Origin of the sequence: Flavobacterium sp. (assembly GCF_046293665.1) — a bacterium.
Classification (GTDB): Bacteria; Bacteroidota; Bacteroidia; order Flavobacteriales; family Flavobacteriaceae; genus Flavobacterium.
Genome location: NZ_JBKBOL010000006.1, coordinates 86,697 through 108,407 on the forward strand (window position 1 = coordinate 86,697; position 21,711 = coordinate 108,407).

Sequence of the window (21,711 nt, forward strand, 5' to 3'; positions counted from 1 at the left end):
AATTGTCTATTCTCTATTTTCTATGTTCTATTTTCTTTCTTTAACTCCCGCGGTAAGTGCTATATCCAAAAGGATTCACCAACAACGGAACGTGATAATGCGTTTCATCAAAAGTATTGAAAAGGATTTCTACTTCTGGATAAAATGTTTTTAGATTTTGGGTTGCGTAATAGCTTCCGGTATCGAAAACCATTTTGTAGGTATCAGGTTTTAGGCTGCGTTCTTGTGGCAATAAATCGGGAATTCTGCCGTCATTATTGGTTATTCCTTGTGCGATGGTTTGCCAAATATTATTTCTTTTAGTTTGTAATCGAATGGAAATATTTTTTCCGGGTAAACCAATGGCAGTATCTAAAACGTGCGTTGTGATTTGGCTGACTTTCAGAAAACTAAAATCACTATCCGGCAGCATTTTTTTGAAACGAATGATGGAGATTTTTTGTTGTTCGCCCATGGCAATGTGCAGTTCTTCTTCGGGTGTGTTTTTTAATCGGTCTAAAAGAATTTGCAGCATTTCATCGGCTGATTTTCCTGTGGCGCAAACGATGAAAATAAATCCGTTTTGTGCTTCATAATCAGTATTGGCTTTCGCCAAAGCTTGAATCGTCTCTTGAGTCGCAACCGCAACTCCGGCTTGTTCTTTACCGGCAAATTTTTCGGTTAAACTTTTGACATCACCAATTTTCGGATGATATGTAAAAGATTCTCTCCAATCGCTTTCGCTACATTCGTTGTACCAAATTTGAGTTGATAAATCCACCAATTGTTTTTCAGAAGCGAATGGAAAATGAGACATCAACGCTGACGCCCATTTATTGGAACCACAACAAGCAAATAATTGTTTTGTTGCTGAGTCTTTGTCTAAAGTATTAAAGGTAGTTATGGTCATAAATACATCTTTTATCTAAAATTTTATTTTACCGCAGATTCGCAGATTTTTATTTTAATCTGCGAATCTGCGGTTTATTTCAAGCTCGCGCCTTGCTCAATCCAACACCTAATCATATTTCTTTCCTCTTCGGTCATGTTGGTTTTATTATTCTGCGGCATTGTTTTGGTCAATATAACCCTTTGCATAATTAACTCTTTTTTCTTTACAATGTCTTCCGGTGTATCATATTTTACACCATTGGGTGCGACTTTATAAGTATCATCTGTCGGTGCCGAAGAATGGCATTGCACACAGCGCTTTTCAATAATGGTTTGCACTTCTGTGATGCTGACTTCTGTTTTACATTCGGTTGGATTCGTACTTGGCGCCGTAATAAAGCAAGCTGCCAAAAGGATGATAACTGAAACCGGTAAAATCCAAACGTTGAGTGCTTTCTTTTCTTTTAAATTCAAATAATGCTTCACTCCTGCTGCGCCGAGCGAAATAATCGCCAAAACTACCCACGGATATTCATACCCGAAAGTCGATGGAAAGTGATTGCTCACCATCACAAACAATACCGGCAACGTAAAATAGTTATTGTGCAACGAACGAGCTAGCGCTTTTTTACCCAAACTTGGATCCAACGGAATGCCTAGTTTGGCACAACGCACCATTTCCTTTTGGCCCGGAATAATCACGAAGAACACATTGGCTACCATCAAACTTCCTATCATAGCGCCAAAATGGATATAAGCCGCACGAGCGCTAAACACCTGACAATAAAACCACGCAAAGCCAATTAACAACACAAAACCAATAATCGAAAACCAAAATTGATTTTTGATTAAAGCCGATTTGCACATTTGGTCATAAATAATCCATCCGACAACAAAAGAACCAATACCGGTTAAAATCCCTTGTATCGCTGTAATATCCATTACATTTTTGTCAATCAGGAAAGCAGACGCATTGAAATAATACACCACAAAAAGCAAACAAAAACCCGAAAGCCAAGTAAAATAAGCTTCATATTTGAACCAATGCAAGTGTTTTGGAATCGTCTTAGGCGCGACTTTGTATTTCTCCAAATAGTAAAATCCGCCACCGTGAACTGCCCAAAGATTTCCGGCCAATTCGTCTCGAACATCTTCTGTCCTATTCAACGCATTTTCTAAAAACACAAAGTAAAAAGAAGCACCAATCCAAGCAATTCCGAACGTAATATGCATTAATCGAATGACAATATTAAGCCATTCCATCATGTGACTTTCCAATGGCGTGCCTTGAACTAAAATGTAAGTGTTGACTAGAATTCCAACGATAGCCAAGAGAATTCCGGTGTAAATATAATTTTGGCTGGTATTTTTGATTTCCTCATTTTCTTCGGTAGGTTCTTCGGATTTGGTCACTTTTAATTTCGGCATCTTATATGAAATATAACCCAGCAAGATTAACATGCTGAAATAAATTACATATAAAACGATTACTATAAATGTACTGACCACCACTATTTACTGATTTTACCAAAGATTCTCAATCGGCTCACGCCACCATCCGGGAAGATATTTAAACGAACATGAGTAATCGTCCCTAAAGAATTTACTTCAGAAATGAACTCGTGAATATTATCCGCACTTAACTTTTGCTGTGGCAATAAGGTTTTCCAATCAACATTATTTATATCATCATTATTGGAAACGCAAGCTTCAATCGAACAACTATCGGGATAATTACCTTTGAAATGACAAGTATCCACTATGATTCGGTCAACGATTCCTTTATGCGCTAATTTTAAAATTACCCAATCTCTATTGTTTGGCGTTCGGTTTCTCTTAGTTTCCCAACCGTCACCCATATTGGCACCGCGATTCGGCATAATCAAATTGCTCATGGCGCTAAAAAACATATCGTTGCAAGCAATCGCCTGACCGCCATTTATAGCAGCGGCTAAATCAATTTCCTTAGAAGCATCAAAAGTTTGCCAATTTTTGAATACTTCGCCATACACTCTGAAACGCGCCACGCCACCATCGGGATAAATATGCAATCTTAAATGCGTAAATATCTCGTCACTTTGACATTCATAAAAATTCTGAGAACCGGCGTCTAAATGGGATTTTGGTAGAATTTCTTTCCATGCTAAGTTCTCCCAATCGGCAATACCATTAGCATTATCTAAATAAACAGCTTCAATCGAGGCATGCGGCGGATGATTACCCAAAAAGAAATTGGTATCGATATCGAATCCTTTAATTTTTCCCGAAGTGGCCAATTGAATAATCGCCCAGTCATGTCCCGGCGTTCTTTTTCTGCGGCTTTCCCAACCGTCCATCCATTTACCTCGATCGGTATATTTGTCGGTGATAAAAATACCACGCGTTGGTAAAATTAAATTCTCTTTTTCGGCAAAAAAATCATCCGTGGCATATAATACTTTTCCGCCTAAGCGTTCAGCCGCTAAGTCGGTTAGTTGGGTAAATGCCGGTGATTCTTTGATGATCTCTGTTACTTTTGCAAAAGCCATTGTCCTTTATTTTTGTTTCTTATTACTTTATTTTGATAAACGGTTTCCCCATTCACGATGGTTTCGGTTACGGTTCCGTTTAAGTTTTGCCCTATATATGGACTGATTTTATACCTAAAAAGGACGTCTTCCTCTTTGATGATTTGACTTGCTGTAGGATTCCAAATTACTAAGTCAGCATCATTTCCAATTGTTATATTTCCTTTTTTATTGGCTTTAATAAACGCTGCCGGTTTGGATGTTACCAATGGAATAAATTGTTCCAATGTTACTGTATCTTTCATCACTGTCCACGAACCGTTCAGTAAAAACTGAATTCCGGCAATGCCACCCCATGCTTTTTTCAAATTACCGCTTTCCATTTCTTTGGTACTTGGCGGCGCTGGCGAATGATCAGTCGTAATGAAATCTAATATACCTGAAAGAAACGCTTGCTTTAATCGGTCGTTATTGGCTTTTTCCCGAATTGGTGGCGCACATTTGTAAATACAACTCGCATCAGGAATGGTTTCGGCATTGAAGTAAATGTATTGCGTACAAGTTTCCGCTGTGATGGGTAAACCTTCTTTTTTCGCTGCTTCAATTTGAACCAAAGCTTCTGCTGAGGCGACATGAACGATATGCACCGGACAATTATGTTCCCGACATTTTCGAATCATCAAAGCTATCGCATCGTTTTCCCATTGCTTTGGTCGACTGGACAGATAATGTTGGTAACTCGTTGGATGGTTTTCAAAATCGCATTCAATTTCTTTATCGTACAATTCACAATGCGCTAATAAAGGCAAATTGTATTCGGCTATAATCGGCATCGCTTCGTCTAAATCTTTCTCAGTCACATTCGGAAATTCATCGATTCCTGAATGGGTTAAAAAGCATTTCACGCCAACAACTCCGGCTTTTATCATTGCTTCTAAATGCTGAGCATTTCCCGGAACCAATCCCGCATAAAAACCCACATTGACATTCATTTTGCCTTTGCTGGATTCTAATTTTTGTTCCAATGCTTTTAAAGTTGTGGTTACCGGACTCGCGTTCAAAGGCATGTCGATAATCGTAGTTGTTCCTCCGGCTGCAGCGGCTTGAGTAGCAGTTTTAAAACCTTCCCATTCGGTTCTTCCGGGTTCGTTTACGTGTACGTGAACGTCGATAACGCCGGGCATAATGACCAAGTTACCGAAATCTTCAGCGTTATTTTGTTGATCAAAATGGATATTGGAAATCGTTCCGTTTTGGATGCGAATTGTTGCCGGTTGTAATTTTCCGTCAACCCAAACGTTTTGACTATATAGTAATCTTTCTTGCAATGTTATAAAATTGAATTTTTCGTATAAGCGAACCTACAAATATAGATTTTATTAAAAAAATTACAAGTTTTATTAAAGAATATTGATTTGAAAGTTATCCACCAATGGTAATCATACTTCTGTTCTGAGAAAACAGCTTCGGATTTTGGAATTTGAGGTCATCATCCATACCGGCGCGAACGGCTTTTTTGGACAATAAATTCTGCTGAATTAAAGGTAAAATGGATGCTCCAGTTCGTAACGTTTCCAACAAAGAAATTTCAGAATTAGAGAACAAACAGTTTTTCAACTTGCCGTCAGCGGTTAAACGAATGCGATTACATGTACTACAGAATGGATTCGTGACCGAACTAATCACGGCAAAACTGCCTAAATGTGATGCAATTTTGAAATTTTTAGCGGTATCATTGGGCGCATCTTCTAAACGAACGATTTCAGAAAGAGCATAATCGGATTGAATCTTTTCCATGATTTCGGCATAAGAAACCAGTTTTGATTTGTCCCATTGGTTACCACTAAAAGGCATGAATTCGATAAAGCGAATTTTAATTTTTTTACTTTTAGTCAATGTAATAAAATCGAGTATTTCATCATCATTGAATTCTTTGATTAAAACCACATTAAGCCTGACTTTAAAACCATTTTGAATCAATAAATCAATATTCTCAAAAACGGTCTCGAAGTGATTTCTTCTGGTGATTTTGTTGAATTTTTCTTTAACCAAACTATCGATACTGATATTAATGGTTTTGATATTGGCTTCTTTAAAAACAGAAATAAAATTAGGCACCAAAATTCCATTTGTAGTAATCGATAAATCAACACCAAGCTTTCCCAATTCCTGAATAATCGTTGCCGCATCTTTGCGTACCAAAGGTTCGCCACCGGTCAATCTGATTTTAGTTACGCCATAATCCACAAAGGTTTTCGCAATATAAATAATTTCCTCAGCAGTCATCAAATGGGATTTTGGCGTCAAAGCAATGCCTTCTTCGGGCATGCAATAACTGCATCTCAAATTACAGTGTTCCGTAATCGAAATGCGCAAATAATTGTGTTGGCGTCCAAAAGAATCCTGCAAATCAAAATTATTTTCCATGATCAAATCCGTTCAATAATTTAAACAAATGCAACACTGAGGGAAATACCGCGTCAATGGATTCCGAAGCACCACCAACTGAACCCGGCAAAGCCATAATCAAGGTATCGCCTTTGAATCCGACTACACTTCTTGACAGCATAGCTAACGGCGTTCTTTCTTGTCCATAAGAGCGAATCGCTTCTTCAATTCCCGGAATTCTTCGGTCTAATAATGGAAGTACGGCTTCGGGAGTTACATCTTTGTGTGACAATCCCGTACCTCCGGTTAGGATGATTAAATCGGTTTTTTGGAGACAAAGACTTTGTATATTGGTTTGAATTTCGGAAATTCTATCGGGAATGATATCGTATTGAGAAACCACTAAGCCTAACTTTTCTAATTTTTCAGTAATTACTTTTCCCGAAGCATCTTCTTTGGTTCCGGCGGAAACACTATCGGAACAAACGATTACGGCAACAGAAAGGTTGTGGTTTTCATTGGCACCAAAATCAGTTTTACCACCTTTTTTGTGCAACAATTTTACCTTTGAAATTTCAACATTCTTGTCAATTGGTTTCAACATATCATACATCGTTAACGCGACTATTGACGCACCATGCATGGCTTCGACCTCAACACCGGTTTTATAAATGGTTTTGACACAAACCTGAATTTCAATAAAATCTTCGAAACATTCGAAGTGAATTCCGGTATACTCAATAGGCATCGGATGGCAATCGGGAATGACACTGGCGGTATTTTTTACGGCAAACAAACCAGCGGTTCTCGCGACTTCCAACACATTGCCTTTGGGCACTTTTTGGTCCAAAATAGCTTGTATGGTTTCTGCCGAACCAACTTTTACAATCGCTTGTGCTGTTGCGGTTCGAAGTGTTGTGATTTTAGGAGTGATGTCGACCATTTTAAGTATTTTTTTTCCAAATATAAGTTTCGTCTTCAAAGATTTCTTTGCCAAAAACAGGAACCTTAGCCTTAATTTCTTCTACTAAATATTCCAAAGCTTCAAAAACCACTTTCCGTCTTGGCGCCGAAACGAAAATAAACAAACAAATTTCGCCGGCTTTGACCAATCCTAAACTATGGTAAATGTGCATGCAAGTTAGCTCATATTTGGCGAAAGCCGATTCCCGAATCTCATGAAAAGTCTTTTCTGCCATTTCTTCATAAGCAGTATACTCGATTGCAACGACTTCTTTTCCGTCAATTTTATCAGCACGAACTTGCCCCAAGAAAATATTGTGCGCGCCAATCGTCGTTTTGGATTGGTGTTTCGCAATTGAATTCCCTATGAACTCAGCGGAAATCGCTCCGTTGATAAAAGACGATTTTTTAGTTTTTTCTGTAGTCATTTATATATTCTTTTTGAGCAATGATGCTATGCCGTTCGAAAGATGATGCACATTGGCAAAACCGTTTTTGATTAAATAGTCGCCGGTCAGTTTGCTTCGGTTTCCTTCTTGGCAAAACAAAATTATTTTTTGATTGCTGTTGATATTCTTTAGAAAATCATCTAATTGTGCCAATGGAACTTGAATGATATTTTTGAATTCGAGTTTTGGTTCTTCGTAAGTTTCTCTGATATCAATGACCAGATTTTCTTCCTTTGTCACTTCGACAAAAAAATCTTCTGAAGCAATCACACCAACTACAATATCTAAAATCTTTTGCAGAACTGCCAATCCGTTTTGGATTCCTTTGTCTTTTTCAACTTCATTTACGGAAAAATGAATCGTTTGCATTTGGTTATTTAATCCATTATACAAAAACAATTTTCCGCTTAAAACCTCGCCAATGCCCAAGATAATCTTCAATACTTCATTAGCTTGCATTACACCTAACAAATTCGGTAAAACGCCTAAAACGCCGCTGTCATTGCAATTGACACTCTTTTTGAAATCTTCGCTTTCAGGAAACAAACAACGATATGTTGGTCCGTTTTGGTAATTGAACACTGAAAGTTGGCCTTCAAATTCATGAATCGAAGCATAAACCATCGGGATATTTTTAACCAGAGTGATGTCATTTATCAAATATCGAGTGGCGTTATCATCGGTACAATCGACTATGATTTGGTAATCGGAAACAATTTCGAAAGCATTTTGGCTCGTGAAATGTTTGGTAAAAACTTCAATACTAACTTCCGGATTTTGTTTCGAAATCACTGCTTTAGCAACAGCAACTTTCTTTTCGCCAATATCATTCGAAGTGTACAAAAACTGTCGGTGTAAATTGGTTTCTTCCACTACATCGCCATCAACAATCCCGATACATCCGACACCGGCTGCCGCTAAATTTTGCAAAACAGGACAACCCAAACCACCGGCGCCAATGACTAAAACTTTAGCCTTGGTTAGTTTTTCCTGCCCTGAAATGCCAATTTCAGTCAGTTGGATTTGTTTGTCGTATCTTTTGTTTTGCATTTTTTTATTTTGAATTAACCTCCTGAAAATGCCGGTAATAAAGCTATTTCATCGTTGTTTTTTAGTTCCAAAGTCAAATCGGAAACCAGCATCTGATTGACTGCAAACAAATAATTTACGTCTTTCATATCGGGAAAAGCGTCTTCGAGCGTTATTTTTAAATCATTTAGCGTTGGAATATCTCCTGTAAATTCAGCTAAATCAGCCTCCATATCAACTATATCGCTGATAATACCATAATATTTTATCGGACATTTGATGGCCATAATTTAAGTGGTGTATAATTTTAAGATTGCGATTCCTAATACAAAAGCCAGAACCGTTCTCAAGGTATGTGTATTGAATTTTTTACTGCCGTAATATGCACCTAGGATTCCGCCTACCAAAACTACAACTATTATCGGCATTGACGAAATGGGTAATATTCCGCCTTGCGAGACAAATCCGAAAAGACCTGAAATCGAATTGACTAAAATAAACAAGGCCGAAACAGCAGCGGTTTGTTTGAAATTGGCCCAACCTAAAAGCAACAAAACCGGACTCAAAATAATACCTCCACCAATACCTATTAATCCGGATAAAAATCCGATTGCGGCTCCAATGAGCAAGGCTACTGGCAAATTTAGTGGCTTTCGAACTAATATTTCTCGGCCAAACAATCCTAACAATCTGGCTACAGCAAAAAGTAAAACGGTTCCTAAAATAATTTTGTACCAATGGGTTTCTATCGAAATCATTCCGCCTAAAAAAGAAAACGGAACAGACGTAATCGCAAACGGATAAAACAATTGCCATTCAAACTTCTTTTCTCGATAAAAAAAGTAAAATGAAATCGCCGAAACCAAGATATTCAAGACCAAAGCCGTAGGTTTCATAAACGTAACCGGAAAGGCAAACAAACTCATCAAAGCCAAATAACCACTAGCTCCGCCGTGACCAACACTGGCGTATAAAAAAGCCACGACAGCTAAAAGCACTAGCAATAAAGGAGATTGAATTATTTCGCTGAAGGACATTTTGGATGAAATTATGGTATGGTAAATATACTAAATACTAAAGACAAGAACTTTATCATTTTGACGAACTTCGTATTTCCCTTCGGGCAAAAAGACCATTGAATTCGCTTTTGAAAAGGAGTTCAACATCGCCGAATCTTGATGAGAAAGTATCGTAACTTCTTCATCAGAAACCAAAGCTTTTAAAAACTGCGCTCTCGGATTATCGACTACAAAATCGTGAGCCAATTTTTTCTCTAAAGTCGAACCATACGAAGCTGAAATTCCTGAATATTTTCTCAAAGTTGGCAATACATAAATGTAAAAGCAAGTCAGGCTAGCTGCCGGATTTCCAGGTAATGCAAAAATAATTTTATTTTCTCTTCTTCCTGTAAATAAAGGTTTTCCCGGCTTTTGATTGACTTTGTAAAACAAGGTTTCTACTTCCAAACTTTCCAAAGCTTTGCCCACAAAATCATAATCGCCAACAGAAATACCGCCGGAAACTAAGACTACATCATTTTCTGTAATGGCTTTTTCTAAAGTGGTTTTTGTGCTTTCAAAATCGTCTTTAACTTGGTACGTTTTTATCTTATCAAAATCCGCATTCAGCAAAGCCGTTTGTAGCATAATCGTGTTGCTGTTATAGACTTTTCCATCGGGTAAAGGATTTCCAACTTCTACCAATTCATTTCCTGTAATTACAATTGCTACACTTGGTTTTTGATAGACTTTGACTTGGTCAAAACCCAATCCGGCTAAAAAACCGATAGCGGCTGTGTTAAGGAAAGTGTCTTTTGCTAAAGCGATATCATTTGCTGAAATCTGTGCGCCTTTTTGACGGATATTGGTTTCGGGTTTTATATTTTCTTGGAGTTTCAGAATCGAATTTTCAACCGTTACTTTTTCAATTTGAATGACGGCTTGCGCCAAATGTGGAACGGCTGCACCGGTAAAAATCTTTACCGCTTGACCAGGTTGAAGTTCTTCGTTGGAAACATCGCCGGCTTTGACTTCGCCTACGATTTCATACGCTAAATCATCGTGCAAACACAATGCAAATCCATCCATAGTCGCTTGCCGAAACGGCGGCATATTGATAGGTGACAAAACCGTTTCTGCCAAAATGTGATTGCGAGCTTCCAATAAGGAAACTTCAACTTCACGCGGAGCAAAATTGAGATTTTCTAAAATTGAAAAAGCTTCGTTAATCGATATCATCGGTTTTGGTTTCTGATTTGAATTAATTGTGCGGCGATACTGATGGCGATTTCTTGCGTCGTTTCGCTTTTGATATCTATACCAATTGGCGCGTGAACTTTAGCGATTTGATCTTTGTCGAATCCATCGGCTTCGAGGTTTTTGAACAAGGTTTCAATCTTCGTAGCACTTCCTAGCATTCCAATATACTTGAAATTTTTATCCAACAAACGACGGATAATGATGTCATCGGTTCGGTAGCCAAAAGACATAATCACAACGTATACATCTTCGCCTTCTGGTAGGTGATTTTCTATCGTTTCAAAATCGACTACTTGTTTGGTTTGCACAAAATCATTGGCTTCCATCGTATTGAGATTTTCACGATGGTCGAGTAAATGTAATTCGAAATCAAGTTTGGATAAGACTTCACTCAGCGCCAAACCCACATGGCCGCCGCCAATGATATAAACTTTTTGGGTCAAACTATTTTTCTCTTTGAAAAGCCATTCGGGAGTTTGAGTCGCTTCGTCATTGACCGAAATTCCGAAATTAGTATAGGAAATACAACTGTTTTCTTCTAAAATGATTTGGGCTACCGTTGGAATAAAATCCGTGTTAATATCATAAAAAGCAATGGTTTGTTGCCCTGAACAAATCATTCCGGATTGGTCTTTGGGTGCTGATTTATCGTGGATTTGGTGTTTTATGAACGGCTCGAAATTGGGTTTATCCAAAAGACTTTCTGCCAATTCTACCATTTTGTGTTCCATTATACCGCCGCCTATGGTGCCGAACATTTGGTTTTTGGTTACCAACATTTTAAAGCCTTTTCGACCCGGACTGCTGCCTTCATTGGCAATGACCACCATCAAGACCAATCGGGTTTCGTCTTTTAGAATAGTTAAAAGTTTTTTGTAGAAATCGACCACCATAAAAAATAGTTTACGATTTTCTATACAAATCCATCAAAACCTTTTCTGGCGTATACGGTGCATTTACAGCCAAATCAGCATTTGGATTAAAAGCTTTCACGGCATTTCTAATCGCAAAATACGCTCCAATGCCATACATCAATGGCGGTTCTCCGACAGCTTTTGATTTCTTGATGGCGAGTTCGTGTCCTTCGGTTTCCAGATGTTGTACGTTGATGACTTTTGGTACCGAATAAATATCCGGCACTTTGTATGTCGATAACGCATTAGAAACCAATCTTCCTTGGTCGTTATAAATGATTTCTTCCAAAGTCATCCACCCGATACCTTGCACTAATCCGCCTTCGATTTGACCGTTATCGATGTCCTTGTTCATGCTTTTTCCGAAATCGTGCACGATGTTCACGCTGTCAAAATGATAGGTTCCTTTCAAACAATCGACAGTCACTTCGTGAATCGCTGTTCCATAAACATGATAGGCAAACGGATGACCTTTTTCTTTGGTCTTGTCGTAATGAATGGTTGGTGTGGCGTAATGGGCATTTTCGCTCAACGCAACTCTTTGAGTAAAAGCCCTTGTAATTAAAGCATTCCAAGTGATATCGGTTTGCGTTTCATTAGCATAGACCATTTCGTCTTTTAACTCGATGATTTGATCAGTATATTCTTTTTGCGCGACTGCTTTTAATCTTTCCAACAAAGCGTTACAAGCCATTTGCAAAGCTTTCCCGTTAAGGTCGGCTCCTGCGCTTGCGGCTGTTGGTGACGTATTGGCAACACGTAAAGTATTGGTAGATTCTATACGAACTTTATCTGCTTTTATACCGAAAGTTTCAATTACAATTTGCAGCATTTTAGTATTTAAACCTTGTCCCATTTCCACGCCACCAGTACTTACGACAACACTTCCGTCGTGGTAAATGTGTACCAATGCCCGAGCGTGGTTCATCATCGTATTGGTAAACGAAATACCGAAACAAATCGGCTGAATGGCTAAGCCTTTTTTGAATCGTGTGTTATTTTTGTTAAAGTCTTCTACTCTTTGTTTTTGGCTGGCATAATCGTAGCTTTTCATACAGGTTTCCCAAGCATTCGTGGCTTCAACTTGTTGCAAAATTTGCCCATACGACAACTCATCGCCTTCTTTGACTAAATTGGCTCTTTGAATTTCAGCCGGATTAATGCCTAAAGTTTCTGCAGCCTTTACAATGGCAGCTTCGATTACGAATTTCCCTTGTGGTCCGCCAAATCCACGAAACGCTGTGTTTGGAGGTAAATTGGTTTTACAACTGTAAGCAGTCGCGATTACATTCGGCACAAAATACGCATTGGTGGAATGAAACAAAGTTCTTTCCATGACTGCCGGTGATAAATCGGCTGCAGCGCCGGCATTTTGATAGTGCGTTACTTCGTAAGCGAGTATTTTTAAATCTTTGGTTAAACCAATTTTAAAATCGGCAGAATACGGATGGCGTTTCCCGGTCATCCGCATATCGTCCATGCGGTGCATCGACATTTTCACGGGTTTGTGTAAATGTTGCGCTGCTAAGGCGACCATGACTGCCCAAGGAGTCGCTTGGTCTTCTTTTCCACCAAAACCACCGCCTAAACGAACGGTATCGATTTCGATTTTGTGCATTGGAATACCCAAAACTTGTGCGACCATTCTTTGTACGGCTGTCGGTCCTTGCGTTGAGGATGATATGATGATGCTGCCGTCTTCTTTTGGTCGAGCGTAAGCGCCTTGGGTTTCTATGTATAAATGTTCTTGTCCGTTGACATCGCTTCGGCCTTCGATGATATGTTCGCATTGCGACCAAGCTTCAGCGGTATTTCCCAATTTGAAACTTCTCGGCGGTATAATTAATTTACCTTTGGCTTGCGCTTCTCTTGGGTCAACTATTACGGGTAATTCTTCGTAATCGACTTTGATTAATTTGGCCGCCATTCGGCAATCGTGTTCTGATTTCCCAACAATTAATGCGATGACTTGCCCGCGAAAATGCACTTCGTCTTCGGCGAATAAAGGTTCGTCTGGAATAATGCCTCCAATTTGGTTTAAACCCGGTACATCTTTAGCCGTTAAAATGGTAACGATTCCTTTGTACTGCAATGCTTTTTCCAAATCAATATTTTTGATTTTAGCATGAGCAACTGTCGCATCAAACGGCAAGGCATAAAGCGTTCCTTGTATTTCCTGAATGTCATCCAGATAAATCGACTTTCCTTTTACGTGGTTGTGAGCGTCTATATTAATCATACTAAATCGTCCATTTTAAAGGTTTCCGGAAATAAGGTAATGAAATGCGCGAAGAACAATTGGCGTGCCAATAATCTTTTGTAAGCTTCAGTACCACGTGCATCGCTGATGGGTGATAACTCGGTTTGTAAAATGGCTTCGGCTTCTTTTAGCGTAGTTGTATTCAATTCTTTTCCAACTAAAAACTGTGAAGTTTTGTCCAAATATTTCGGAATTGGTCCAACGCCACCAATGGATACTTGTACATCGGTAATTCCATTTTCATTTACAGCAACTGTAATGGCTGTATTCACGCTCGCAATATCTAAATACTGGCGTTTACAGACTTTTTCGAAATTGAATTGGGTACCATTATTTGGGACTTCAAAAGTTATTTCCGTGATGATTTCGTCTGCTTTTTTATCTAAGGTTTTATAGCCTAAATAAAAATCTTTCAGCTTTACTTTACGACTAACATTCTCTTTGTTAGATAATTTTAATTGGGCTTTCATCGCCAAAAGAATAATCGTAAAATCTCCGATAGGTGAACCGTTGGCGATATTTCCGGCTATAGTTGCGATGTTACGAATGGGTGTTGAGGAAAGTAGTTTTAAATAGTTGTACCAATTTGGAATTGCGTTTAACAACGTTTCATTTTCCATCAAATCGGTAACCGTTGCTGATGATTTTAGGGTACAAATATTACCGTTGAAAGTGATTCCGTTCAGTTCTTTTTTATCGAATAGGTAATCCAAATCCATGTCGTGTAATTCGTCATGTTTTTGAACGTATAAATCGGTTCCACCGCCAATTGGCACTTGACCGTTGGTGTTATAGTTTTTGCTTTGTATGGCTTCTATCTTTTTGGAAACCTCTAAAAAATATTCCGGAATAAATTCATTCGCTACCAACCAATTTAAAGAATTTTGCTGGTCTTTCTTTTCTAATTTCTCTGTAAACTTTGCGGCGGCTCTTTCAATCGATTTGTAACCCGTGCATCGACAAATATTTCCGTCGATGGCACTAATCGCATTTTCTACCGTTACATCCGAACAAGTCAATGCATAACCGCTCATTGAATTGATAAATCCCGGTGTGCAGAAACCGCATTGCGTTCCCGAACAATCGACCATGGCTTGTTGTGCTTGGTTGAGTTTGTCGGGAAGATTGGTTCCTTCAACAGTTACGATGTGTTTGCCGTGAGCGTTAGGCAATGGTGTTAGACAAGAGGTTGCACTGATGTATTCCATTTTGCCCTCTTTCAACGAGCCGATTAAAACCGTACAGGCACCGCAATCACCTTCACGACAACCGATTTTGGTTCCGCGCAGGTTTTCATCATAACGAATAAAATCCAACAAAGTTGTACTCGCGGGTTTGTCGGTGGTGATTAATCTTTGATTTAAGAGAAATTGAATCATAGAGAATTTTTAATATTCTATTTTAGCGACACTTTTTGACCATAATTGAAAAGCTTCTAAAGCTTCTTCCCGCATCATTTGTTCGGTTTGTAGTTTTCGGTTTTGGTAAGGTAATTCTAATTCTTCGTAGATAAATTGGTCATCGAATTGAATATCGGCGGCATCTTTTTTGGTGTTGGCGAAATACATTTTATCAGGTCGAGCCCAATAAATCGCACCCAAACACATTGGGCATGGCTCGCAACTCGTATAGATTTCACATCCGTCCAATTGGAAAGTACCGAGTTCCTTGCAGGCATTTCGGATGGCTACTACTTCAGCATGTGCCGTTGGGTCATTGGTAGAAGTTACACCATTAGCTCCTCGGGCAATAATTTTACCGTCTTTGACGATTACCGCACCAAAAGGCCCGCCTTTTCCCGATTTTACATTCTCGATAGACAGGTTGATAGCCTCTTGCATAAATTCACTTTGTTTTGTCGTACACATAAACTTTAATTTTAAATTATTATTCGGGGCAAATTGCTAACTGCTTTACAATTTTTGACAGCCTGTAAAGATACAAATAGAAATGACTTGAGGAAAGTTTTTTGAAATATTGACGCCCATAAAAACAAAAAACCATCACTTTTCAGTGATGGTTTTCCTATTGAGCCGGCAGAGCGACATCCCGAATCTGAGTTCGGGATAAACTTCTCGTCCAGATATTCTGTAAAAAAGGAAAGCTTTCACTTTCCTTTTTGATTGAGCCGGCAGAGGGACTTCCCGATTGTTATCGGGATGAACTTCTCGTCCTAATTTGGCTAAAAACAAAAAACCATCACTTTTCAGTGATGGTTTTCCTATTGAGCCGGCAGAGGGACTCGAACCCACGACCTGCTGATTACAAATCAGCTGCTCTAGCCAACTGAGCTATGCTGGCGTCTCAATGTGAGTGCAAATATAATAGCGAAAATGAATTCTCCAAAATAATTTTACACTTTTTTATTGTTTTTTTAGACTACAAAGCGTTGATTTTTTCAACCAATTGATTTGCAGTTTGTTCTAATTCAAGATTAATTTGTTTGAAATGTGCCTTTTTATTCTCCACTTTCTTAGCGTTCACCTTTGCGATCAAACCGTCAAAAGAAGTAATCGCCTCATCGATGATAGCGTTAGATTGCTCAGATGGTTTTCCTGAAGTTGTCATTTCGTAAATGTATACTGCTTCAATGATATCTCCTAAAACAAAATTGATGTCTTTTTTTAAATTTTTAACACTTCCCATTTTTATTGTAAATTTTAAATTTCGGCAAAATTACACTAAATCTTTAGAACACCAACTACGAAATATAAATTTCTAGTATCGAAGCTTTGCCATTTAGCTGAAAATCAGTCAATGAAGCCGGAATTAAAACAGTATCTCCTTTTTGATAGGAATATGTTTTTCCGTCGAAACTCAATTCAAAATTGTCATCAACACACATGTAGACAGTGAATGACTCTTGATTTTTATGTACTTCCCTCTTTCCGTTTAGCGGAATAAAATTGGTGGTGAAGTATTGGCAATTGACTACCTCATTAGAAGTATTTTCTATTTTTGAATAGTTTATTTGTGCTTCAACCGTATTGTAATTAATCGCTTCCAATGCCAAATCATTGTGCAACTCTCGCTTGTTGCCATTGCCATCTACCCTATCGAAATCGTAAACACGGTAGGTGATATCAGAAGTTTGTTGGATTTCGGCGATGACATTTCCGGCACCAATTGCGTGAATTGTTCCGGTGGCCAAAAAGAAAACATCGCCTTTTTTTACCTTTTTAGTATCGAGTAAATCGAGTAAAGTTTTATTCTTTAAATGTTCTGTGTATGCCGACGGAGAAGATTTTTCTTTAAAACCAACGATTATTTTGGCGTCTTTATCGGCTTGCATTACGTACCACATTTCGGTTTTACCGAAAGAATTGTGGCGCTTTTTGGCCAACTCATCGTTAGGATGTAATTGAATCGATAAATCTTCGCGAGCATCTAAGTATTTGAAAAGTAATGGAAACTGTTTACCGAAAACTTTATAAACTTTGGTGCCTAAAATTTCTGCAGGAAATTCATTGATTAACTCGTTTAGTGATTTTCCTTTAAAATCGCCATTCGTTACTATGCTGACATCATTCTCAACCGTAGAAATTTCCCAGCTTTCACCAGTTATATCTGAAGTAATAGGTTTATTTAAGTAGGATTTCAATTTGGTTCCGCCCCAAATTCTTTCTTTTAAAATCGGCTTAAATTGTAACGGATAGAATTGCATTGTTTAATTTTTGGTAAAATTATAGTCTTTTGAGAATTTCGAGCGCTTTTTGGATGTGAATTTTACCTGACATACTGTTAAAAACCAACTGAACTATTCCATCTTTATCAATTACATAAGTAACTCTTCCGGGAATTAGACCCAGTAAATCGTTTGGAACACCAAATAATTTTCTCAGTTTTTTATCGGAATCTGATAGCAAAATAAAAGGCAACCGATATTGTTTGGCAAACTTTTGATGAGATTTCACTGAATCACTACTTACACCAATCACTTCAGCGCCTAATGCTTTAAAGTCTTCGTATTGATCTCGAAAAGAACAGGCTTGTTCGGTACAAACTCGGGTATCATCTTTTGGGTAAAAATAAATGACAAGAGATTTTTTACCAACAACTGAGTCACTTTCAAACTGATTACCATTGGTATCAATCGCTGAAAAATTGAGGATTTTATCTCCGACTTGTAATGCCATTATTCGCCTCTGTAGGTTACAAAATTTCGTGGCGTTTCGTATAAAACGACTTCTAAATCTTTGTTGGCCTCAATGTGTTTTCGAAGTTTGTTCCAAATGACTACGGCGATATTTTCGGCAGTCGGATTCAAATCGGCAAACTCGGGAACATCTAGATTTAAGTTTTTATGATCGAAGGCATTTTCGATATGGGCTTTGATTAAATCAGATAAAATCTTAACATCAATCACAAAACCGGTTTCTTGGTCAATTTCACCCGTAACTGAAACGATTAATTCGTAATTGTGACCATGAAAATTAGGATTATTACATTTCCCAAAAACAGCATCATTTTTTTCCATCGACCAGCCTTTGCGATACAATCGGTGTGCGGCGTTGAAATGGGCTTTTCTGGATACGGTGACTCTCATAGTTATGAGTTATAAGTTATGAATTATGAGTTAAATTTTGTGATCTTCAAGGTAATGGTAGAATTCATCAAAAATAATCTTAAACCAAACCGTATAAATATCGGGATTTTGAATCATGTCTTGGCGTACGGCTTCGATGCACATCCATTTCCAACTTTCGACTTCTTCGGGATTAATTTGAGGCTCGTCATTGTAATAACCAATCATCACGTGATCTAGTTCGTGTTCGGTTAAACCATTGTCGAATGGTGCTTTGTAAATAAAATGGAACAATTCTTTTAACTCGGTTTTAAAACCCATTTCTTCAAATAATCTTCGGCTTCCGGCTTGGATATTGGTTTCGCCTTCACGTTGGTGACTGCAACAAGTATTGGTCCACAACAAAGGCGAATGGTATTTGTGGTGCGCGCGTTGTTGCAACATAATTTCGTTGTTACTATTCAACACAAAAACCGAAAAAGCACGGTGCAAAACCGCTTTCTCGTGTGCTTCCAGTTTGTTCATTAACCCAATTGGTTCATCTTGTTCGTTGACCAAGATTACTTTTTCTTCAACCATAGTTTTTATTAATCGTCCAAAAATACGAAAAAAAATCAGCGTCTCTAATTATGCAGATAGAACAACCGTTAAACTTTCCTTAAATCACTGAAATTTGTAATCTATTAGACATTCCAACACGTAGATGTAGTGTAAATTTGTATCAGATTTTAAATTAATCGCTATGAGAAAATCGATTTATAACTTTTTAGTTTTGTCCTCACTTTTTATGTTTACAGCTTGTGGCCAAAACAATAAAACAACAACAAAAACCATTGCTATGGAAAACGTCATTTCAAAACCTGAGAATCCTTATTATTCTAACACTGATACTTCTAAATTAGTACTAACTGATGACCAATGGAAAAAAGTGTTACCGCCCGATTTATATGCGGTTGCCCGACAAGCCGATACTGAGAGAGCTTTCACCGGAACGATGTGGAAAAGCGAAACCAAAGGCACTTATTATTGCGCAGCTTGCGGTTTGAAACTTTTTAAATCCGACCAAAAATTTGTCAGCAGTTGCGGTTGGCCAAGTTTTTTTGAACAAGACAACAAAAACAGCATTACTTTCAAAGACGACAATTCTTATGGCATGCGCCGAATTGAAGCCCTTTGTGGAAGATGTGACAGTCACTTAGGCCATTTATTTGACGATGGTCCGGAACCAACAGGTAAAAGATATTGCATGAACGCCGTTTCTTTGGACTTTGTTCCCGATGGAACTGTAGCTCAAAACAAAGGAAATCTGGAAACTATTACTATCGGTGGCGGTTGTTATTGGTGCGTTGAAGCCGTTTATGAAAACTTAACCGGTGTTGAAAAAGTAGTTTCAGGGTTCGCAGGCGGAAAAGTAGAAAATCCAAGTTATGAAGAAGTTTGTACCGGTACGACCGGCGCCGCTGAAGTAGTGGAAATCACTTACGATAAAACGAAAACCAATTTGGATGAAATCTTCCAAGTGTTTTTTACTGTTCACGATCCAACAACTTTAAACCGTCAAGGCGCTGATGTTGGTACGCAATACCGTTCGGTGATTTTTTATAAAAACGAAGAACAAAAGAAAGCCGCAGAAAGTATTATAGCCGAATTGAACAAAGAAGTTTTCAATAATAAAATCGTAACAACTCTGGAACCGTTTAAAGCGTTTTACAAAGCCAAAGACAATCACCAAAACTATTACGAAAACAATAAAAACCAACCGTATTGTCAAATGGTCATCCAACCCAAACTAGAAAAATTTGAAAAGGTCTTTAAAGATAGATTGAAAAAGAAAAACTAAAAAAAAAAGCCCCTATTTCTCGGGGCTTTTTTTATTATAAAATATAATCGGTATTAATGAAATTCGATTCTTTACTGTTGAGCAATTCCTGCAAAATCGCATTGTTATAGGCATTGTCTTTTGAAGCAACGAAGGTTCGAATGGAGAACGAACGCAACGCATCATGTATACTCAAAGTTCCAACAGCCGAATCTTTTCTTCCGGTAAACGGATAAACATCCGGTCCGCGTTGGCAAGAACTGTTTAGGTTGACACGACAAACCAAATTCACCAACGTATCAATTAGCGGCGCAATGGTTTTAATATCTTGACCAAACAAACTCACTTGTTGACCATAATTCGATTCCGCCATATCATTTAACGGTTCTTGAATGTCTTTAAAAGTTAAGATTGGAATTACCGGACCAAATTGCTCTTCGTGATAAACTCTCATTTCTTTGTTAATCGGAAACAAAACAGCCGGAAAAATATAGTTTTCGGTTCTTTCACCGCCTTTTTGATTGATGACTTTCGCACCTTTATCTTGAGCATCATCGATTAATTCTTGGATATAATTGGGTTTGTCTTTTTCCGGTAACGGCGTTAAAGAAACCCCTTTTTCCCATGGATTTCCAAAAGGCAAAGCATCTACTTTTTCAGCGAATCTTCGGTTGAATTCGGCTGAGATGGATTCGTGAACGTATAATATTTTCAGTGCCGTACAACGTTGACCATTAAAAGACAACGTTCCCGTAATGCATTCTTGGATCGCCAAATCTAAATCGGCATCAGGTAAAATTATTGCCGGGTTTTTCGCTTCTAATCCCAAAATCAAACGCAAACGGTTTTTATTCGGATGCAAATCTTGCAAGGCAATGGCTGATTTACTGTTGCCAATTAAGGCCAAAATATCGACTTTTCCTGATTTCATGATGGGTGAAGCCACATCGCGACCTCGACCGTAAACGATATTGATTACGCCTTTGGGAAAACTAGTTTGAAAAGCTGTCAATAAAGGAGAAATCAACAATACACCGTGTTTCGCCGGTTTGAAAATCACCGTATTGCCCATGATAATCGCCGGAATCAACAACGAAAAGGTTTCATTAAGCGGATAATTATATGGTCCTAGACAAAGCACCACACCAAGCGGACCGCGACGAACCATCGCATTTACGCCTTGGCTTTTCGTAAAACGCGCATTATTTCGGTCTAATTCTTTGTAATCTTCAATCGTGTCGTAAATATACTCGACAGTTCTATCAAACTCTTTTTCGGAATCGGGTAACGATTTCCCAATTTCCCACATTAAATATTTTACGACTTCGCTCCTCGTGGCTTTCATTTGGGTGACAAAATTTTCCATGCATTTGATACGATCAATGACTTTCATGGTTGGCCACAACCCTTGTCCGTTATCATAAGCCGCAACCGCAGCATTAACTACTTCATTGCCTTCTTTTTCACCCATCGCAGGAATCGAGCCCAAAATAGTTGGCGCATAATGATCGGTAGAAGAAATCGTGGAGAAAACCGGCGTGGTTTCGCCTACCCATTTTTTTAATTCGCCGTTGACTAAATAAGTATCTTGGTTTAGTAAAGAAGTAATTTGAAATTCATTTGGAATAGCACTCATAAAAATGATTTTTTATAAAATTACCATTTTGGGTAAAACGCTCGACATCAATGGTCGGAAAGAAATTAACTAAATCGTTGTAACTGAAAACTT

22 protein-coding genes and 1 tRNA gene are annotated in these 21,711 nt (G+C 38.3%); 1 reads left to right on the forward strand and 22 read right to left on the reverse strand.

What is annotated here, in order from left to right:
• Nucleotides 1-40 precede the first annotated feature (40 nt).
• The 21 genes from uraD to idi all read right to left on the reverse strand — a co-directional run bounded on the left by uraD (nucleotide 41) and on the right by idi (nucleotide 18,742).
• Nucleotides 41-889: a 2-oxo-4-hydroxy-4-carboxy-5-ureidoimidazoline decarboxylase gene (uraD, locus tag ACK4R1_RS10060; RefSeq protein ID WP_409686432.1), complete on the reverse strand. Its 849-nt coding sequence runs from the start codon at nucleotides 887-889 to the stop codon at nucleotides 41-43.
• A 74-nt stretch (nucleotides 890-963) separates the two neighbouring features.
• Nucleotides 964-2,298 (reverse strand): urate hydroxylase PuuD, encoded by a 1,335-nt coding sequence (locus ACK4R1_RS10065; protein WP_409686434.1) that lies wholly within the window; start codon nucleotides 2,296-2,298, stop codon nucleotides 964-966.
• A gap of 83 nt (nucleotides 2,299-2,381) precedes the next feature.
• Nucleotides 2,382-3,398 carry an allantoicase gene (alc, locus tag ACK4R1_RS10070; protein ID WP_409686435.1) on the reverse strand — a complete coding sequence of 339 codons (1,017 nt, stop codon included), beginning with the start codon at nucleotides 3,396-3,398 and terminating at the stop codon, nucleotides 2,382-2,384.
• The gene (gene allB / locus ACK4R1_RS10075; RefSeq protein WP_409686436.1) at nucleotides 3,380-4,705 is read right to left on the reverse strand and encodes an allantoinase AllB; all 1,326 of its coding nucleotides are present in this window, start codon (nucleotides 4,703-4,705) and stop codon (nucleotides 3,380-3,382) included. The genes alc and allB overlap by 19 nt, the downstream gene beginning before the upstream one ends.
• A gap of 94 nt (nucleotides 4,706-4,799) precedes the next feature.
• Nucleotides 4,800-5,804, reverse strand: coding sequence for a GTP 3',8-cyclase MoaA (moaA, locus tag ACK4R1_RS10080; RefSeq protein ID WP_409686438.1), 1,005 nt, complete (start codon nucleotides 5,802-5,804; stop codon nucleotides 4,800-4,802).
• Nucleotides 5,794-6,708: a bifunctional molybdenum cofactor biosynthesis protein MoaC/MoaB gene (gene moaCB / locus ACK4R1_RS10085; RefSeq protein ID WP_409686440.1), complete on the reverse strand. Its 915-nt coding sequence runs from the start codon at nucleotides 6,706-6,708 to the stop codon at nucleotides 5,794-5,796. The genes moaA and moaCB overlap by 11 nt, the downstream gene beginning before the upstream one ends.
• A 1-nt stretch (nucleotide 6,709) precedes the next feature.
• Nucleotides 6,710-7,156 (reverse strand): molybdenum cofactor biosynthesis protein MoaE, encoded by a 447-nt coding sequence (locus tag ACK4R1_RS10090; RefSeq protein WP_409686442.1) that lies wholly within the window; start codon nucleotides 7,154-7,156, stop codon nucleotides 6,710-6,712.
• Nucleotides 7,157-8,227 carry a ThiF family adenylyltransferase gene (locus ACK4R1_RS10095; protein WP_409686444.1) on the reverse strand — a complete coding sequence of 357 codons (1,071 nt, stop codon included), beginning with the start codon at nucleotides 8,225-8,227 and terminating at the stop codon, nucleotides 7,157-7,159. It lies immediately after the preceding gene.
• Between the two features lie 14 nt (nucleotides 8,228-8,241).
• Nucleotides 8,242-8,493 carry a MoaD/ThiS family protein gene (locus ACK4R1_RS10100; RefSeq protein WP_409686446.1) on the reverse strand — a complete coding sequence of 84 codons (252 nt, stop codon included), beginning with the start codon at nucleotides 8,491-8,493 and terminating at the stop codon, nucleotides 8,242-8,244.
• 3 nt (nucleotides 8,494-8,496) lie between these two features.
• Complete coding sequence (locus ACK4R1_RS10105; protein ID WP_409686448.1) at nucleotides 8,497-9,243, reverse strand: sulfite exporter TauE/SafE family protein; 747 nt, start codon at nucleotides 9,241-9,243, stop codon at nucleotides 8,497-8,499.
• 30 nt (nucleotides 9,244-9,273) lie between these two features.
• Entirely contained in the window at nucleotides 9,274-10,443 is a 1,170-nt protein-coding gene (gene glp, locus ACK4R1_RS10110; RefSeq protein ID WP_409686449.1) for a gephyrin-like molybdotransferase Glp, read from the reverse strand.
• Entirely contained in the window at nucleotides 10,440-11,357 is a 918-nt protein-coding gene (locus ACK4R1_RS10115) for an XdhC family protein (protein ID WP_409686451.1), read from the reverse strand. The genes glp and ACK4R1_RS10115 overlap by 4 nt, the downstream gene beginning before the upstream one ends.
• Nucleotides 11,358-11,367: 10 nt before the next feature.
• Nucleotides 11,368-13,617, reverse strand: coding sequence for a xanthine dehydrogenase molybdopterin binding subunit (locus ACK4R1_RS10120; RefSeq protein ID WP_409686453.1), 2,250 nt, complete (start codon nucleotides 13,615-13,617; stop codon nucleotides 11,368-11,370).
• Entirely contained in the window at nucleotides 13,614-15,017 is a 1,404-nt protein-coding gene (locus ACK4R1_RS10125; RefSeq protein WP_409686455.1) for an FAD binding domain-containing protein, read from the reverse strand. The genes ACK4R1_RS10120 and ACK4R1_RS10125 overlap by 4 nt, the downstream gene beginning before the upstream one ends.
• A 9-nt stretch (nucleotides 15,018-15,026) precedes the next feature.
• The gene (locus ACK4R1_RS10130; protein WP_409686457.1) at nucleotides 15,027-15,506 is read right to left on the reverse strand and encodes a nucleoside deaminase; all 480 of its coding nucleotides are present in this window, start codon (nucleotides 15,504-15,506) and stop codon (nucleotides 15,027-15,029) included.
• Between the two features lie 359 nt (nucleotides 15,507-15,865).
• A tRNA-Thr gene (locus ACK4R1_RS10135) sits at nucleotides 15,866-15,939 on the reverse strand.
• A 78-nt stretch (nucleotides 15,940-16,017) separates the two neighbouring features.
• Complete coding sequence (locus ACK4R1_RS10140) at nucleotides 16,018-16,284, reverse strand: hypothetical protein (RefSeq protein ID WP_409686458.1); 267 nt, start codon at nucleotides 16,282-16,284, stop codon at nucleotides 16,018-16,020.
• Between the two features lie 55 nt (nucleotides 16,285-16,339).
• Nucleotides 16,340-17,302, reverse strand: coding sequence for a type I phosphomannose isomerase catalytic subunit (locus tag ACK4R1_RS10145; protein WP_409686460.1), 963 nt, complete (start codon nucleotides 17,300-17,302; stop codon nucleotides 16,340-16,342).
• A gap of 19 nt (nucleotides 17,303-17,321) precedes the next feature.
• Nucleotides 17,322-17,774 carry a peroxiredoxin gene (locus tag ACK4R1_RS10150; protein ID WP_409686462.1) on the reverse strand — a complete coding sequence of 151 codons (453 nt, stop codon included), beginning with the start codon at nucleotides 17,772-17,774 and terminating at the stop codon, nucleotides 17,322-17,324.
• On the reverse strand, nucleotides 17,774-18,184 hold the full coding sequence (locus ACK4R1_RS10155) for a 6-pyruvoyl trahydropterin synthase family protein (protein WP_409686464.1): 411 nt from the start codon (nucleotides 18,182-18,184) through the stop codon (nucleotides 17,774-17,776). The genes ACK4R1_RS10150 and ACK4R1_RS10155 overlap by 1 nt, the downstream gene beginning before the upstream one ends.
• Before the next feature lie 30 nt (nucleotides 18,185-18,214).
• Nucleotides 18,215-18,742 carry an isopentenyl-diphosphate Delta-isomerase gene (gene idi / locus ACK4R1_RS10160; RefSeq protein WP_409686466.1) on the reverse strand — a complete coding sequence of 176 codons (528 nt, stop codon included), beginning with the start codon at nucleotides 18,740-18,742 and terminating at the stop codon, nucleotides 18,215-18,217.
• Nucleotides 18,743-18,905: 163 nt separating this feature from the next.
• Here idi and ACK4R1_RS10165 point away from each other — a divergent pair, with 163 nt between their 5' ends.
• The gene (locus ACK4R1_RS10165) at nucleotides 18,906-20,003 is read left to right on the forward strand and encodes a bifunctional methionine sulfoxide reductase B/A protein (RefSeq protein WP_409686468.1); all 1,098 of its coding nucleotides are present in this window, start codon (nucleotides 18,906-18,908) and stop codon (nucleotides 20,001-20,003) included.
• Between the two features lie 34 nt (nucleotides 20,004-20,037).
• On the opposite strand, the gene ACK4R1_RS10170 is transcribed toward ACK4R1_RS10165, so the two are convergent.
• Nucleotides 20,038-21,618 carry an NADP-dependent glyceraldehyde-3-phosphate dehydrogenase gene (locus ACK4R1_RS10170; RefSeq protein ID WP_409686470.1) on the reverse strand — a complete coding sequence of 527 codons (1,581 nt, stop codon included), beginning with the start codon at nucleotides 21,616-21,618 and terminating at the stop codon, nucleotides 20,038-20,040.
• Nucleotides 21,619-21,711: the final 93 nt, after the last annotated feature.

What these genes read in the sequence shown, in the direction of transcription:
- moaCB (WP_409686440.1), bottom strand. Translation starts at nt 6,708, where the DNA reads ATGGTCGACATCACTCCTAAAATCACAACACTTCGAACCGCAACAGCA.
- uraD (WP_409686432.1), bottom strand. Translation starts at nt 889, where the DNA reads ATGACCATAACTACCTTTAATACTTTAGACAAAGACTCAGCAACAAAA.
- ACK4R1_RS10100 (WP_409686446.1), bottom strand. Translation starts at nt 8,493, where the DNA reads ATGGCCATCAAATGTCCGATAAAATATTATGGTATTATCAGCGATATA.
- ACK4R1_RS10065 (WP_409686434.1), bottom strand. Translation starts at nt 2,298, where the DNA reads ATGCCGAAATTAAAAGTGACCAAATCCGAAGAACCTACCGAAGAAAAT.
- idi (WP_409686466.1), bottom strand. Translation starts at nt 18,742, where the DNA reads ATGGTTGAAGAAAAAGTAATCTTGGTCAACGAACAAGATGAACCAATT.
- ACK4R1_RS10095 (WP_409686444.1), bottom strand. Translation starts at nt 8,227, where the DNA reads ATGCAAAACAAAAGATACGACAAACAAATCCAACTGACTGAAATTGGC.
- ACK4R1_RS10105 (WP_409686448.1), bottom strand. Translation starts at nt 9,243, where the DNA reads ATGTCCTTCAGCGAAATAATTCAATCTCCTTTATTGCTAGTGCTTTTA.
- glp (WP_409686449.1), bottom strand. Translation starts at nt 10,443, where the DNA reads ATGATATCGATTAACGAAGCTTTTTCAATTTTAGAAAATCTCAATTTT.
- ACK4R1_RS10130 (WP_409686457.1), bottom strand. Translation starts at nt 15,506, where the DNA reads ATGTGTACGACAAAACAAAGTGAATTTATGCAAGAGGCTATCAACCTG.
- ACK4R1_RS10145 (WP_409686460.1), bottom strand. Translation starts at nt 17,302, where the DNA reads ATGCAATTCTATCCGTTACAATTTAAGCCGATTTTAAAAGAAAGAATT.
- ACK4R1_RS10090 (WP_409686442.1), bottom strand. Translation starts at nt 7,156, where the DNA reads ATGACTACAGAAAAAACTAAAAAATCGTCTTTTATCAACGGAGCGATT.
- ACK4R1_RS10165 (WP_409686468.1), top strand. Translation starts at nt 18,906, where the DNA reads ATGAGAAAATCGATTTATAACTTTTTAGTTTTGTCCTCACTTTTTATG.
- ACK4R1_RS10115 (WP_409686451.1), bottom strand. Translation starts at nt 11,357, where the DNA reads ATGGTGGTCGATTTCTACAAAAAACTTTTAACTATTCTAAAAGACGAA.
- ACK4R1_RS10140 (WP_409686458.1), bottom strand. Translation starts at nt 16,284, where the DNA reads ATGGGAAGTGTTAAAAATTTAAAAAAAGACATCAATTTTGTTTTAGGA.
- ACK4R1_RS10155 (WP_409686464.1), bottom strand. Translation starts at nt 18,184, where the DNA reads ATGAGAGTCACCGTATCCAGAAAAGCCCATTTCAACGCCGCACACCGA.
- ACK4R1_RS10170 (WP_409686470.1), bottom strand. Translation starts at nt 21,618, where the DNA reads ATGAGTGCTATTCCAAATGAATTTCAAATTACTTCTTTACTAAACCAA.
- ACK4R1_RS10125 (WP_409686455.1), bottom strand. Translation starts at nt 15,017, where the DNA reads ATGATTCAATTTCTCTTAAATCAAAGATTAATCACCACCGACAAACCC.
- ACK4R1_RS10120 (WP_409686453.1), bottom strand. Translation starts at nt 13,617, where the DNA reads ATGATTAATATAGACGCTCACAACCACGTAAAAGGAAAGTCGATTTAT.
- alc (WP_409686435.1), bottom strand. Translation starts at nt 3,398, where the DNA reads ATGGCTTTTGCAAAAGTAACAGAGATCATCAAAGAATCACCGGCATTT.
- ACK4R1_RS10150 (WP_409686462.1), bottom strand. Translation starts at nt 17,774, where the DNA reads ATGGCATTACAAGTCGGAGATAAAATCCTCAATTTTTCAGCGATTGAT.
- moaA (WP_409686438.1), bottom strand. Translation starts at nt 5,804, where the DNA reads ATGGAAAATAATTTTGATTTGCAGGATTCTTTTGGACGCCAACACAAT.